This is a genomic window from Lysobacter olei (genome assembly GCF_054777355.1).
Window position 1 is genome coordinate 180,524 of sequence record NZ_BAAHAT010000004.1, and the last position, 13,030, is coordinate 193,553.

At 66.4% G+C, this 13,030-nt stretch carries 14 protein-coding genes; 2 read left to right on the forward strand and 12 right to left on the reverse strand.

Annotation, left to right across the window (positions count from 1 at the left end):
- Positions 1-16: 16 nt before the first annotated feature.
- From ACYVBS_RS07420 to pstS (ACYVBS_RS07460), 9 genes are all read right to left on the reverse strand, one after another.
- Positions 17-829, reverse strand: a complete 813-nt coding sequence (locus tag ACYVBS_RS07420) for an HvfC family RiPP maturation protein (protein ID WP_460822803.1) — start codon at positions 827-829, stop codon at positions 17-19.
- The gene (locus tag ACYVBS_RS07425; RefSeq protein ID WP_460822805.1) at positions 819-1,688 is read right to left on the reverse strand and encodes an HvfB family MNIO-type RiPP peptide maturase; all 870 of its coding nucleotides are present in this window, start codon (positions 1,686-1,688) and stop codon (positions 819-821) included. Before ACYVBS_RS07425 ends, ACYVBS_RS07420 begins: the two co-directional genes overlap by 11 nt.
- 22 nt (positions 1,689-1,710) lie before the next feature.
- The gene (locus tag ACYVBS_RS07430) at positions 1,711-2,202 is read right to left on the reverse strand and encodes an HvfA family oxazolone/thioamide-modified RiPP metallophore (RefSeq protein ID WP_460822806.1); all 492 of its coding nucleotides are present in this window, start codon (positions 2,200-2,202) and stop codon (positions 1,711-1,713) included.
- Between the two features lie 203 nt (positions 2,203-2,405).
- A complete protein-coding gene (gene phoU / locus ACYVBS_RS07435) occupies positions 2,406-3,098 on the reverse strand; it encodes a phosphate signaling complex protein PhoU (RefSeq protein WP_460823014.1) in 693 nt (230 codons plus the stop codon).
- A gap of 28 nt (positions 3,099-3,126) precedes the next feature.
- On the reverse strand, positions 3,127-3,939 hold the full coding sequence (gene pstB, locus ACYVBS_RS07440) for a phosphate ABC transporter ATP-binding protein PstB (RefSeq protein ID WP_460823016.1): 813 nt from the start codon (positions 3,937-3,939) through the stop codon (positions 3,127-3,129).
- Positions 3,940-3,970: 31 nt separating this feature from the next.
- Complete coding sequence (gene pstA / locus ACYVBS_RS07445) at positions 3,971-4,837, reverse strand: phosphate ABC transporter permease PstA (protein ID WP_460822807.1); 867 nt, start codon at positions 4,835-4,837, stop codon at positions 3,971-3,973.
- Positions 4,837-5,808, reverse strand: a complete 972-nt coding sequence (gene pstC / locus ACYVBS_RS07450; protein ID WP_460822808.1) for a phosphate ABC transporter permease subunit PstC — start codon at positions 5,806-5,808, stop codon at positions 4,837-4,839. The genes pstA and pstC overlap by 1 nt, the downstream gene beginning before the upstream one ends.
- An 84-nt stretch (positions 5,809-5,892) precedes the next feature.
- A complete protein-coding gene (gene pstS / locus ACYVBS_RS07455; RefSeq protein ID WP_460822809.1) occupies positions 5,893-6,990 on the reverse strand; it encodes a phosphate ABC transporter substrate-binding protein PstS in 1,098 nt (365 codons plus the stop codon).
- 171 nt (positions 6,991-7,161) lie between these two features.
- On the reverse strand, positions 7,162-8,181 hold the full coding sequence (gene pstS / locus ACYVBS_RS07460) for a phosphate ABC transporter substrate-binding protein PstS (RefSeq protein WP_460822811.1): 1,020 nt from the start codon (positions 8,179-8,181) through the stop codon (positions 7,162-7,164).
- Between the two features lie 402 nt (positions 8,182-8,583).
- Here pstS (ACYVBS_RS07460) and ACYVBS_RS07465 point away from each other — a divergent pair, with 402 nt between their 5' ends.
- Positions 8,584-9,882, forward strand: a complete 1,299-nt coding sequence (locus tag ACYVBS_RS07465; protein WP_460822812.1) for an OprO/OprP family phosphate-selective porin — start codon at positions 8,584-8,586, stop codon at positions 9,880-9,882.
- A gap of 146 nt (positions 9,883-10,028) precedes the next feature.
- On the opposite strand, the gene nth is transcribed toward ACYVBS_RS07465, so the two are convergent.
- From nth to ACYVBS_RS07480, 3 genes are all read right to left on the reverse strand, one after another.
- Complete coding sequence (nth, locus tag ACYVBS_RS07470) at positions 10,029-10,685, reverse strand: endonuclease III (RefSeq protein WP_460822813.1); 657 nt, start codon at positions 10,683-10,685, stop codon at positions 10,029-10,031.
- 134 nt (positions 10,686-10,819) lie between these two features.
- Positions 10,820-11,239: a hypothetical protein gene (locus ACYVBS_RS07475; RefSeq protein ID WP_460822814.1), complete on the reverse strand. Its 420-nt coding sequence runs from the start codon at positions 11,237-11,239 to the stop codon at positions 10,820-10,822.
- 10 nt (positions 11,240-11,249) lie between these two features.
- Complete coding sequence (locus ACYVBS_RS07480) at positions 11,250-12,032, reverse strand: enoyl-CoA hydratase/isomerase family protein (RefSeq protein ID WP_460822816.1); 783 nt, start codon at positions 12,030-12,032, stop codon at positions 11,250-11,252.
- Between the two features lie 202 nt (positions 12,033-12,234).
- Here ACYVBS_RS07480 and ACYVBS_RS07485 point away from each other — a divergent pair, with 202 nt between their 5' ends.
- Positions 12,235-12,921, forward strand: a complete 687-nt coding sequence (locus ACYVBS_RS07485) for an FKBP-type peptidyl-prolyl cis-trans isomerase N-terminal domain-containing protein (protein WP_460822817.1) — start codon at positions 12,235-12,237, stop codon at positions 12,919-12,921.
- Positions 12,922-13,030 lie beyond the last annotated feature (109 nt).

A 13,030-nucleotide genomic window follows, 5' to 3' on the forward strand; every position in this document is an offset into this window, starting at 1 on the left:
ATGCGCGGGAGGGGACTCAGTCGGGCTGGGTCCCGATCAGCACGCCGTCGCGGCGAAGCTCTTCCAGCATCGTGGTCCCTTGGCGGATGAAGCCCTCCACGTCATCAACGCCGGCTTCCGCGCACAGCGCCTCCAGTTGCTCCCGGCCGCTCATCCCCGGATGCGCTTCCATGCGTTCCAGCAGTCGGTAGGTCAGTGGGCTCAGGGCCTGGAAGGCGACTTGGCCGTCGTCGCGGCGCAGCAGAAGCAGCAGGGTCGGCGCCGTCGGTGCCGCATCGGGCAGGTAGTCCGGCCCAAGCTGGTGGACCGGCCATAGGTAGGCCAGCAGCCAAGCCAGCGGCGACACCAGCGGGCGGCCGCTGAGAAGATCCCCAGTCGGGTCGTGGGGCACGTCAGCCGGCGTGGTCTCGTGCAGCTGCAACGCCAGTTCGACCCATTCGTAGTGGGCCAATTCGCGCAGCCATGCCGGATCAGGGCGGCGCTGTTCGGCGCGGGTGTCCAGATAGTGCAGGAACTCGCGAGGCAACTCGGGAAACAGCGGCGTGCGTGCGGGGTGTTCGCGGTAGAAGTCGCGCAGTAGTGCTGTCCACGCCTCGTCATCGAAGATCCGACGAACGACGGGGAAGTTGCCCGCGAGCATGCTCTGGACGTTGTTGAAGAACAGCTCGCGGTATACCTCCAGGCGCCGTGGCTCGATGCTCTGGGGGGCGGGGCGGTTCTCCGGGTCCCGGATGTGATCCGCAAGCGCGCGCAGCGTCGCCAAGGGGTCGGCCGACGAGGAGGCGGCTTCGGCGTCGATCGCCACGGGGTCGTTCGACTCAGGCCGCATGACGCCGGGTGCCGTGGTCGGCGGCAAGGTGATGGCGCACGACGGCCAGCTCGCCCAGCAGTTCGTCCAGCGGCGGCAGGTTGAAGTCGCGCTCCAGCAGCGTCGGGCGCGGCCCGAAATGACGGTAGGTTTCCGCCAGCAGGTCCCACACGGGATCGCTGACCGGCGCGCCATGGGTGTCGATCTTCAGGTCCACGGCTTCGTCGTAATGGCCGGCCACGTGCAGGTACGCGATGCGCTCGCCTGGCATGGCATGCAGGAAATCGACGGGGTCGTAGCGGTGGTTCGTGGCATTGACGATGATGTTGTTGACGTCCAGCAACAGGTCACAGTCCGCGCGCGCCACCACTTCGTTGATGAAGTCGCTTTCGCGCAACGCGCCCGAGTCGCCTTCGGGCAGCAGGGTGGCGTAATACGAGATGTTCTCGACCGCAATGCGCCGCCCAAGCGCATCCTGCACCTGGCGAATGCGTGCAGCCACGTGCTCGACCGCGCCTCGGTTGAAGGGCAGGGGCATCAGGTCGTACAGCTGCCCGCGGTCATCGCTGCAGGCACTCAAGTGTTCGCTGTAAAGCGGGCAATGGATGCGGTCGAGGAAGTGCCGCAGCCGAGCAAGGAACGTGTCATCCAGTGGAGCCGTGCCGCCCAGGGAGAGCGACAGGCCGTGGCACACGACGGGGTGGCGGGTGGCAAGATCATCAAAGGCCTCGCCCAAGTGGCCGCCCACCCCCATCCAGTTCTCCGGGGCAGCTTCAAGGAAATCGAAACAGCCCGCGGGAGCGGCGCGCATGGGGCCCAGCAACGACCGCCGCAGGCCAAGGCCTGCGGCGTCCGGAGCTAGCAGGTGAGATGCCGCCATGGTCACGCCCAAAACGCGCGGCTTACATCGAGCCGCACTTGCCCTCGCCGCACTTGCCTTCGGTGGGCTTCTTGTCGGCAGAAGCGCCGCACATGCCTTCGCCGCACTTGCCCTCGCCACATTTGCCTTCAGCAGCCTTCGGGCCGCCCATCATGGTTTGGCGATGGGCCTTCATCTCGGCGGCGTCGATGGCGCCGTCCTTGTTGGTGTCGATGCGGGTGAACATCCCGGCGTGGCCGGCGTCGAACTCGGCGCGCGTGACCTTGCCATCCTTGTTCGCGTCCATCATGTTCATGCCGCAGCCGCCCTCGGCGCCGCGCATCATGCCGCCGCACTTGCCTCCGGCATGCTTGGCGCCACACGAGGCCTCGCCGGCCTTCTCCGCGGCGGCAGTGCTCTGGGTGCCGAGCATGTAACCCTGCGCCAGCGGCGTGGCGGCGAAGGTGGAGCCGGCAAGGATCAGGCCGCCGGCCAGGGCGGTGGCGGACAGCATTGGCTTCTTGCTGCGGGACATGATGCGCTCTCCATAGATGCGGCTTCTGCCGCGGTGGGAGCCCAATGCTACTCCGCTTCCCGGCCTCGGGGCAGCGTGCTGCCCGTCCCGGCTCCGCCGAGGGGCAGGGGGCGGAACCGACCCTTTCACCGCGACGGCCAGAGGGCGGCCCCGGCTGATCGTGGAGCCGCCAAGTCTGGGCTGCCGCCCGTGGTCCCGGCCGGTCAGGTCGCGGTGTTGCTCAGGTCGCGCTTCTCGCGCGGCGGCAGCGCTTCTTCCCCCCGCACCAGGAACCAGACGTTCTCGGCGATGTTGGTGGCGTGGTCGCCAATGCGCTCCAGGTTCTTGGCGATGAACAGCAGGTGGGTGCATGGGGTGATGTTGCGCGGATCCTCCATCATGTAGGTCAGGAGTTCGCGAAACAGCGCCGTGTAGGCGGCATCGACCGTGGCGTCGCCGGCGCGGACTGACTGGGCCAGCTCGATGTCGTTGGTGCGGTATGCCTCCAGCACGGCGCGCAGCTGCTTGACCGCCAGCGTGCCCAGCGCCTGCAGGCTGACGATCTGCGGAAGCGGCGGCAGCAGGTTCAGCGCGGTCGAACGCTTGGCGGCATTGGCCGCATAGTCGCCAATGCGTTCGATGTCCGACGCAATGCGGATCGCCGCAAGGATCTCGCGGAGGTCGCGCGCCATCGGGCCACGAAGCGCCAGCTTCATGACGTCGTGGCTGATCTCGTTCTCAAGCGCGTCGATCGCTTCGTCATTGGCGATGATGCGCTCGGCGGCTTTGTCGTCGCGGCGGACCAGCACGTCCAGCGCGGACTCCAGCTGCGCGGCGGCCATTTCGCCCATGCGCAGGGTTTCATTGAGCAGGCGGCGCTGTTCGTCGTCGAAGCTCTTCACGATGTGCTCGTTCATTGGGGGCGGGCTCATGGGTTGTCCTCGATCAGCCAAAGCGACCGGTGATGTAATCCTCGGTCTGCTGCTTGGTCGGGTTGGAGAAGATGGTTTCGGTGGCGCCATGCTCGACCAGGTCGCCCAGGTACATGAAAGCGGTGTAGTCCGACACGCGGGCCGCCTGCTGCATGTTGTGGGTGACGATGGCGATGGTGTAGTTGTGCTTGAGCTCTTCGATCAGCTGCTCGATGCGGCTGGTGGAGATCGGGTCCAGCGCCGAGGTCGGCTCGTCCAGCAGCAGCACGTCCGGGCGCAACGCCACCGCGCGCGCGATGCACAGGCGCTGCTGCTGACCACCCGACAGGCCCAGCGCGCTCTGGCCCAGCTTGTCCTTCACTTCGTCCCACAGCGCGGCCTGGGTGAGGGCCTGTTCCACGCGCACGGCCATGTCGGCCTTCGACAGCCGCTCGTGGTGGCGGATCGCGTAGGCCACGTTCTCGAAAATGGTCATCGGGAACGGCACCGGCTTCTGGAACACCATGCCCACCTTGCTGCGCAGGCGGTTCATCGGGTACTTCGGGTCCAGCACGTTCTGGCCGTCGAGCAGTACCTCGCCCTTGGCTTCCATCTTCGGGTACAGCGCGTAGATGCGGTTGAAGATGCGCAGCAGGGTCGACTTGCCGCAGCCCGACGGGCCGATCAGCGCGGTCACGCGCTTTTCCGGAATGTCGAGGTTGATGCCCTTCAGCGCGCGGAACTGGTCGTAGTAGAAGTCCAGGTTGCGGGCCGACAGCTTGACCGGCGCGGTGTCGGCCGACGGCGCGTGGTGGGCCGTGGCGAGGTGGATGCGTGCGTCGTTCATGTCCGGGGTCTTGGCAATGGAGTAAGGGAGGTCAGTCATGGGCCACCTTGTTGCGCGCCACGATCGCACGTGCAACCAGGCTCACGACCAGCACGAACAGGGTCAGGACAAAGGCGCCGGCCCAGGCCAGCGAGTGCCAGCTTTCGTAGGGGCTCATGGCGTACTGGAAGATCACCACCGGCACGTTGGCCATCGGCGCGAAGATGTCGCTCGTCCAGTACTGGTTATTGAGGGCGGTAAAGAGCAGCGGGGCCGTTTCGCCGCTGATGCGCGCCAGCGCCAGCAGGATGCCGGTGACGATACCCGGCAGCGCCGAGCGGTACAGCACCTGCAGCGTCACTTTCCACTGCGGGATGCCCAGCGACAGCGCCGCCTCGCGCATCTGCGCCGGGATCAGCTGCAGCATCTCGTCGGTGGTGCGCACCACGACCGGCAGCACGATGAAGCCCAGCGCGATCGCGCCCGCCAAGCCCGAGAAGTGCCCCATCTGGGCCACCACCAGTGCATACACGAACAGGCCCAGGACAATGGACGGCGCCGACAGCAGGATGTCGTTGACGAAGCGGACGGTGTTGCCGATCCAGCTTTTCTGCGAGTACTCGGCCAGGAACGTACCGGCCAGCACGCCGATGGGCGCGCCCAGCACGATGCCCAGCAGGCTCATCACCGCGCTGCCAAAGAACGCGTTGAGCATGCCGCCCGTCTCGCCCGGCGGCGGCGTCATCTGCGTGAACAGGTCGGCGTTGATCGACGCGATGCCCTTGCTGAGCGTGGTCCACACGATCCACACCAGCCAGAACAGGCCGAACACCGTGGCGGCCACCGCCAGCACCTGCGCGAGGATGTTCTTGCCGCGGCGGTAGGCGTACAGCGAAGCGTTTTTCGAGGACAGGGACATCAGTTGCCCTCCTTCTTGGCGAGCTGGCGCAGCATCAGGCGGGCCGCGGCCAGCACGACGAAGGTCACCAGGAACAGGACGAAGCCGAGCAGGATCAGCGCCGAGCGGTACATGTCCGAGTCGGCTTCGGCGAACTCGTTGGCGATGGTCGCGGCGATGGAGTTGCCCGGCATCAGCAGCGACGCGGTCAGCTCATGCGCGTTGCCGAGCACGAAGGTCACCGCCATCGTTTCGCCCAGCGCGCGGCCCAGGCCGAGGAAGATGCCGCCGATCACCGCCGAGCGGGTGTAGGGCAGCACGACGTCCCACACCACTTCCCAGCGGGTGGAACCCAGTGCGTATGACGATTCCTTTAATCGGCCCGGCACGGTGAGGAACACCTCGCGCATGACCGACGAGATGAACGGAATCACCATGATCGCCAGCACGATGCCCGCCGTGAGCATGCCCAGGCCAATCGGCGGACCGGCAAACAGCGCGCCGACCACAGGCCACTGGCCCATGTGCGCGTCGATCCAGGGGTACACATGCTCGCTCAGCACCGGCACCAGCACGAACAGGCCCCACATGCCGTAGATGATCGAAGGAATGCCCGCCAGCAGCTCGATGGCCGCGCCCACCGGGCCGCGCAGCCACTTGGGCGCGATCTCGGTCAGGAACATGGCGATGCCGAAGCTCACCGGCACTGCGATGACCATGGCGATGAGCGCGGTGACAATGGTGCCGTAGATGGGCACCAGCGCACCAAACGTCAGTTCGACCGGGTTCCATTCCTTCGAGAACAGGAATCCCACGCCGAACTTCTGCAGCGCCTCGCGCCCGCCCCACACCATCGAGAACGCGACGGCGACCAGCGAGACAAGGACGAACATGCTTGCGGCCGTGACCAGCATGCGGAACCCGCGGTCGGCGCGGGCATCCTTCAGGTCACGGTCGCTCAGGGGAGCGGCGGGGAGGGTAGTGGCATTCATCGGCAGGCGGATCCGTGCGATAGCGATAAGCGCAGCGCCGGCCGCACCCGGGAGAGATCGGGCGCGGCCGGCGAGCGGAGGTCATCAGGCCTTGATTTCAGCCGCCCAGTACGCTTCGACCTGCTTGACCAGGTCCGCGGGCAGCGGCACGTAGTGCAGTTCCTGCGCCTGCGGCTGGCCGCTCTCGAGCGACCACTTGAAGAAGTCCAGCGCGGCCTTGCTGCGCTGGGCGTCCTTGGGCTGCTTGTACATCAGGATGAAGTTGGTCGCGGTCAGCGGCCACGCGTCGGCGCCCGGGGCGTTGGTGATGACCAGACTGAAGTCCTTGGCGCTGGCCCAGTCGGCCGTGGCGGCCGCGGCCTGGAAGGATTCCACGCTCGGCTGCACCCAGTTGCCGGCCGCGTTCTGCATGGCGGTGTAGGCCATGTTGTTCTCGGTGGCGTAGGCCAGCTCGACGTAGCCGATCGAACCCTTGATCTGCTTCACGTAGGCGGCCACGCCCTCATTGCCCTTGCCACCGATGCCGGTCGGCCAGGTAACCGAAGTGCCTTCGCCGACCTTGGCCTTCCACTCCGGGCTGACCTTGGACAGGTAATTGACGAAGTTGAAGGTGGTGCCCGAACCGTCGGAGCGCTTGACCACGTTGATCTTGGTGGCCGGCAGGGGCACGCCCGGGTTCACCGCGGCGATGGCCGCGTCGTTCCAGGTCTTGATCTTGCCCAGGTAGATGTCGGCGATCAGCGCGCCGGTCAGGCGCAGCTGGCCGGCCTTGATGCCTTCCACGTTGACCACCGGCACCACGCCGCCGATGGCGGACGGGAACTGGCCCAGTCCGGCGGCGGCCAGCTCGTCGCTGGACAGCGGCTTGTCGGACGAACCGAAGTCGACCGTGCCGGCCTTGATCTGGGCGATGCCGCCACCCGAGCCGATCGACTGGTAGTTGATCTTGGCGCCGGTGGACTTGTGGTAGACGTCCGACCACTTGGACAGCAGCGGGTAGATGAAGGTGGCGCCGGCGCCGGTGATTTCCACGGCGACCTTGTCGCCGGCGGCCGGGGCTTCGCTGGCGGACGGCTGGGCGGCGTCGGTGGCCGGTGCCTGGGTGTCTCCGGCCGGCTTGCAGGCGGCCATGGTCAGGGCAATGGCGAGGGACAGGACAGCGAGGCGGGCCGGGGTCTTCATGGCGTCTCCAAGGAGGTGCCGACGAGGTCGCCGGCGGGTGGGGCTATGAAATGATGTTTTTGTTACAGCCGAATGACATCAGACGGTCATCTTTCTGTAGCGTTCACTCCTCCCCAAACGCAAAAGCGGGCCCGAAGGCCCGCTTTTGGTTGATCTCAGTCATGCCTGAGATCAGAACTTCATTTCCTTGGTCCAGTACGTCTGGATCTGGTTCACCAGGCTGTCCGGCAGCGGCACGTAGTGCAGCGCTTCGGCCTGGGCGTCGCCATTGGCATAGGCCCACTTGAAGAAGTCACGGGCGTTGCGCGAGCGCTGGGCGACCTTGGCCTTCTTGTACATCAGGATGAAGTTGGTCGCGGCGATCGGCCAGGCGTTCTGGCCGGGGGCGTTGGTCATGACCAGATGGAAGTCCTTGGCGGCTCCCCAGTTGGCGCTGGCTGCGGCGGCCTGGAAGGTCTCGGCGTTCGGATTGACATAGTTGCCAGCGGCATTCTTCAGGCGCGAATAGGCCATCTTGTTTTGCAGCGCGTACGACAGCTCGACGTAGCCGATGCCGCCCTTGATCTGCTTCACGTAGGCGGCCACGCCCTCGTTGCCCTTGCCGCCGATGCCCACCGGCCACTTGACCGAGGTGCCTTCGCCGACTTCCGACTTCCACGCCGGGCTGACCTTGGACAGGTAGTTGACGAAGTTGAAGGTGGTACCCGAGCCGTCCGAGCGGTGCACGATGGTGATCTTCATGTCGGGCAGCTGCACGCCGCCGTTCAGGGCCACGATGCGCGGGTCATTCCACTTGGCCACCTTGCCGAGGAAGATGTCGGCCAGCAGGGGGCCGTCCAGCTTCATCGCGCCGGCCTTCAGGCCCGGCACGTTCATCACCGGCACCACGCCGCCGATGGCCGACGGGAACTGGGCCAGACCGTACTTGGCCAGTTCTTCCGGCTTCAGCGGGGCATCGGAGGAGCCGAAGTCCACGGTGCGGGCCTTGATCTGGGCGATACCGCCACCCGAGCCGATCGACTGGTAGTTGATCTTGTTGCCGGTGGCGGCGTTGTAGTCGGCCGACCACTTCGACAGCAGCGGGTAGATGAACGTGGCGCCAGCGCCGGTGATGTCGGCAGCTTGGGCATTGGCGGTGACGACTGACGCGAGTGCGACAGCGGCGACGCGGAGTTTGAGGGACTTGAACACGTAGGGCTCCTGGAAAAGTCGATACGGGCGTAGCCCGCCCGGAGCGCATTCCATAACGGTTTGGTTGCACTGCCGCGTCTGTTGTGTGACGAAACGAAGACATCGATCCCGGCGAGTGGGGGAGGCCGGGTTGTTAACAAAGAGCCACGCGTGCGCGCGAGGCGCCCGCACGTCCCTTGGGGCGAGGCGTGGCTGCCGGTCGTCGGCCGAAGGCCTCGCCGCATCGTCGCCGGCCCGGCCGGGTGGTGTAATGCGCCCCGTAATCCCGTTGTCACATAAGTCACATGTGACTGTCAGATTTCAGCGGCAACCTTTGCGTCGTTTTTACGGGGCCTTAACCTCGTGCCGCCCTGCGGCCTCCGGCCCGCCTACGCCATCCAACCATCCAAGGGAGTTTGACCCATGCGTTCCTCCATCCTTACCGCCGCCATCGCGGTTGCCATCGGCGGCGCCAGCTTCGGCGCGGTTGCTGCACCCAGCGACGTCGAACTCGCCCAGCTGAAGGCGCAGATCGAGGCCCTGCAGGCCAAGATCACTGAACTGGAAGAGCGCACCGACGCCCAGTCCGATGTCAACGTCGATACCGCTGCCCAGCTCGACAAGCTGGCCACCGGCGCTCCCAAGATCGAGACCAAGGGTGGCATCAAGGTGACCTCGGCCGACAAGAAGTTTGAAGCCTCGGTTGGTGGTCGCATCCACTTCGACGCCTATGCCTTTGATCGCGACCTGGCCCACACCACCGGCACCACCGAGTTCCGCCGCACGCGCCTGACCTTGGCCGGCAAGGCGCTGGGCTGGGAATACAAGCTGGAGAACGACTTCTCCGACAGCTCCCCCACCGGCGGCTTCCGCGATGTGTTCATCGCCAAGAGCGCATTTGGCGGCAAGGTCACGATCGGTCAGTTCAAGCCGTACCGCTCGATGGAGGAGCTGACCAGCTCCAACGAAATCACCATGATGGAGCGCCCGTTTGCTTCGGCCACCGGCATCTACAGCGGTCGCCAGTTCAACCAGGGCATCGGCTACATGCGCGCCGGCGACAACTACACCTTCGGCGCCACCGTGTTCAACCTGCGCAATGCATCCGGCTCCCGTAACGAAGGTACCGGTGCCGCCGCTCGCGTGACCTTTGCGCCGATCAACAACGACAACACCACGCTGCACCTGGGCCTGTCGGGCAGCACCGAGAACCTCAACCAGGGCTCGGCCAATGTCAGCGCCGTCGCCAATTACGCCGGTCGCCGCGGCCCTTCGCAGACCATCGCCACCACCACCGGCGCCAGCGGTGATTCGGTCGATGCATTCGGTCTCGAAGCCGCTGCGTCGTTCGGCCCGATGTTCCTGCAGTCCGAGTACGCCCGCGCTACCTACGGTGCGCCGCTGGGCGGCGACCAGGACGTCGAGACCTTCTACGTGATGGGCAGCTGGATGCTCACCGGTCACCACAAGCCCTACAAGTCCGCCTCGGGCGTGTTCGGTTCGCCCAAGCTGACCGACAAGGGTGCGTGGGAGCTGACGGCTCGCTACGACACGATCGAGAACAAGGACATCGAGAACCGCGAGGCCACCTCGACCACGTTGGGTCTGAACTACTACATCAACTCCAACGTGCGCCTGATGTTCAACTACACCCGCGGCGAGAACGAAGTGACCGGTGACGAGACCGGCCAGTACGCGCTGCGCACGCAGTTCAGCTTCTGATAGACCGGACTCTCTCCCTGGTCTGAAGCCAGCGCCCCCGGCCATGTGGCCGGGGGCGTTTCGTTTGGGATGGGGGCGGGGGCGTGCAGCCGCTCAGGAGGCGCATGCGCCGCAACCGTGGGGTCAACCCGGGCGAAGACGGCGAACTATGCGCGTGCCGGATCCGGCTCGCCGGGCGTCTTGTCCTTGAAGCGGCAAAGGTCACGGAGGACGCAATGGGGACAGTCCGGCTTGCGCGCCTTGCAGACGTACCGGCCATGCAGGATCAGCCAGTGGTGGGCGTCCTGCAGGAATTGGGCAGGAATGGCCTTCAGCAGCCCATCCTCCACGGCGCGAACGGTCTTGCCCGCGGCCAGCCCCGTGCGGTTGGCCACGCGGAAGATGTGGGTGTCCACCGCCATGGTCGGCTCGCCAAAGGCGGTATTGAGGACGACGTTGGCCGTCTTGCGGCCCACGCCCGGCAGTGCTTCCAGGGAGGCGCGGTCGCGCGGCACCTCGCCCGCGTGGCGTTCCAACAGCAATTGCGCCATGGCGACCACGTTGACGGCCTTGGTGTTGTACAGGCCGATGGTCGCGATGTAGGGCTTGAGCCCTTCGACGCCCAGCGCCGCGATCGTCGCTGGCGTGTTGGCGACCGGAAACAGCTTGCGGGTGGCTTTGTTGACACCCACGTCGGTCGCTTGAGCGGACAGGGTCACGGCCACGAGCAGTTCGTAGGGCGTGCTGTATTCCAGTTCCGTCCGGGGCGCGGGATTCAGCGCCTGGAGGCGCGTGAACATCTCGGCGACATCCGTCGGGGGCATCCGGCCTGAGGGTTTGCGGCCCGTGGCGGGCTGGGAGCGAGCGGCGGTCGCGGCGGAGCCGGGCCTGCCCGTGCCAAGTGCCGTACCCACCTTGGCCCCCCGCTTTTTCAGCGGCGTTGGCGATGCCTTGCGCGTCACGGCTTGTGCCGCTCCGCGGCGCGCGCCTTGGCTCGGGCAAGGGCCGCCGCCGCAGCGCTTGGCAGGGCCGTGGGCTGCGGGGTGACCGGCACGGTCTCGGCATGTACCGCGGGCATGCGTTTGGCGGCACGCTCGGCGGCCCTTCGCTCCAGGCGCAGGGTGCGGGCCCGGAACCGTTCACGCGCGGCAAGTGCCTGCCGGCGTTCGTCGCGGGCCAGTACCAGCGTTTCCGCCACCGGCGTGCCTGCGGCGCACGCACGGCTGCATGCGCCGCAGCCGGTGCACTCCAGCAGCCCCAGGGTCAGTGCCTGGTCGATGTCGTCATCGTGAAGGGCAGCCAGAAGCGCTGACGTGGGCAGGCCGACCGGGCAAGCACTGGCACAGATGCAGCCTGGGCAGGGCAGGGGGGCGCTCATCCTTTTGGGGTCACGCGCCCTGGAACGAGGGCTTGCGCCGCTCCAGGAAAGCCGTCGTCCCTTCACGCATGTCCTGCGTGGAGAACATCAGCCCGAACTGCGCGGCCTCGTACTCCAGTCCTTCCTCGATCCCGCACTCGCCACCGACGTTGATGCAGTCCAGCGAGCCGCGCAGTGCCAGCGGCGCGGCATTGGCCAATTGCTCGGCCAGCTTCATCGTTTCGGTTTCCAGTTCGGTCGCCGCCACGACGCGGTTGACGATGCCCAGTGCAAAGGCGCGCTGTGCGTCGATCGGCGCGCCCACGAGGCACAGTTCCAGCGTGGCGGCGCGGCCCGCGAGCCGCAGCAGGCGCTGCGTGCCCCCGAAGCCGGGGATCAGGCCGAGGTTGATTTCCGGCTGCCCGACCTTCGCCGTGTCCGCGGCGACACGCAGGTGGCAGCACATCGCCAGTTCCAGGCCACCGCCCAGGGCGAAGCCATTGACCATGGCAATCACCGGCTTGGGCATCTTTTCCACGAACCGCATCATGCGCTGGCCCCGCAGGGCGAAGTCGCGGCCCTGCACCGGGGTCAGGGTGTTCATCTCGGCGATGTCGGCACCGGCGACGAAGGCCTTGGGGCCGGCGCCGGTAAGCACCACCACGCGCACCGCATCATCGGCCGCTGCGGCGCGGAACGCCTCGTGCAGCGCGTCCAGCGTGGCGGCGTTCAGGGCGTTGAGCTTGTCCGGGCGGTTGACGGTAATGCGGCGGACGGCGCCTTGGTCGGCAATCTGAAGGGGGGAGTCGGTCATGAGGGCAAAAAGGCTGGGGATAACGGAATCTGAAGGCTTTCCGGAACTCCACGCCACTCCCATTGTCTTAGGGGTTGGCGTCAGTGGCGGTTAAGCCGGGGCGCCGCTATCCTAGCGCGTCCCCTGGGTCCCTGTGGCCGGCGGGCGTTACCAACCCGGGCGACCTCTGTCGCTCGAGCCATATATCCGGAGATTCCACCGAATGAAGTTGCGTTTGATCGCTGCCGCTGTTGCAGCCTTGGCTCTGACCGCCGGCAACGCCGTCGCGCAGGACACTTCGACCGAGAAGGGCAAGCTCAGCTATGCGCTCGGTTATGACCTCGGCCGCAATGCGATCGAGAGCGGCGAGGCGGTGGACGTCAACGCCATCATCAAGGGCCTGCAGGACGGCTACGCGAAGAAGCAGCCGGCCGTGCCGGTTGAGCAGTTGCGTACGGCCGTGCAGAACATGCAGAAGCGCCAGGCCGAAAAGGCCAAGGCCGAATGGGAAAAGGCGGCGGCCGCCAACAAGACCAAGAGCGAAGGTTTCATCGCCGCCAACAAGGCCAAGTCGGGCGTGAAGTCGCTGCCCAGCGGCGTGCAGTACCGCGTGATCGAGGCTGGCAACGGCGCCAAGCCGACCCAGGCCAGCACCGTCGAGCTTCAGGTTGCCGGTCCGTTCCCGTGGGGCGAGCGTCCGGCGCAGGCGCGTCCGGCGCAGACGATCCCGGCCATCAAGGTCAGCGAAGTCGAAATGGCCGCGATGCGCGAAGTGCTGCTGCAGATGCCGAGCGGCTCGAAGTGGGAAGTGACCCTGCCGTCGGACAAGGCCTATGGCGCCGATCCGCGCACCGGTTTCCCGCCGAACGTCGCCGTGCAGTTCGAGCTCAAGCTGGTCAGCGTCAAGTAAGCGCCATTCAATGATTGGGTAACAACGATTGCGCCGGCTTGCCCGGCGCAATCCGTTTGTAGGGCGCGATCATGCAGGCCGCCCGTGTTGTATCTGGAGTCGTGTTGTC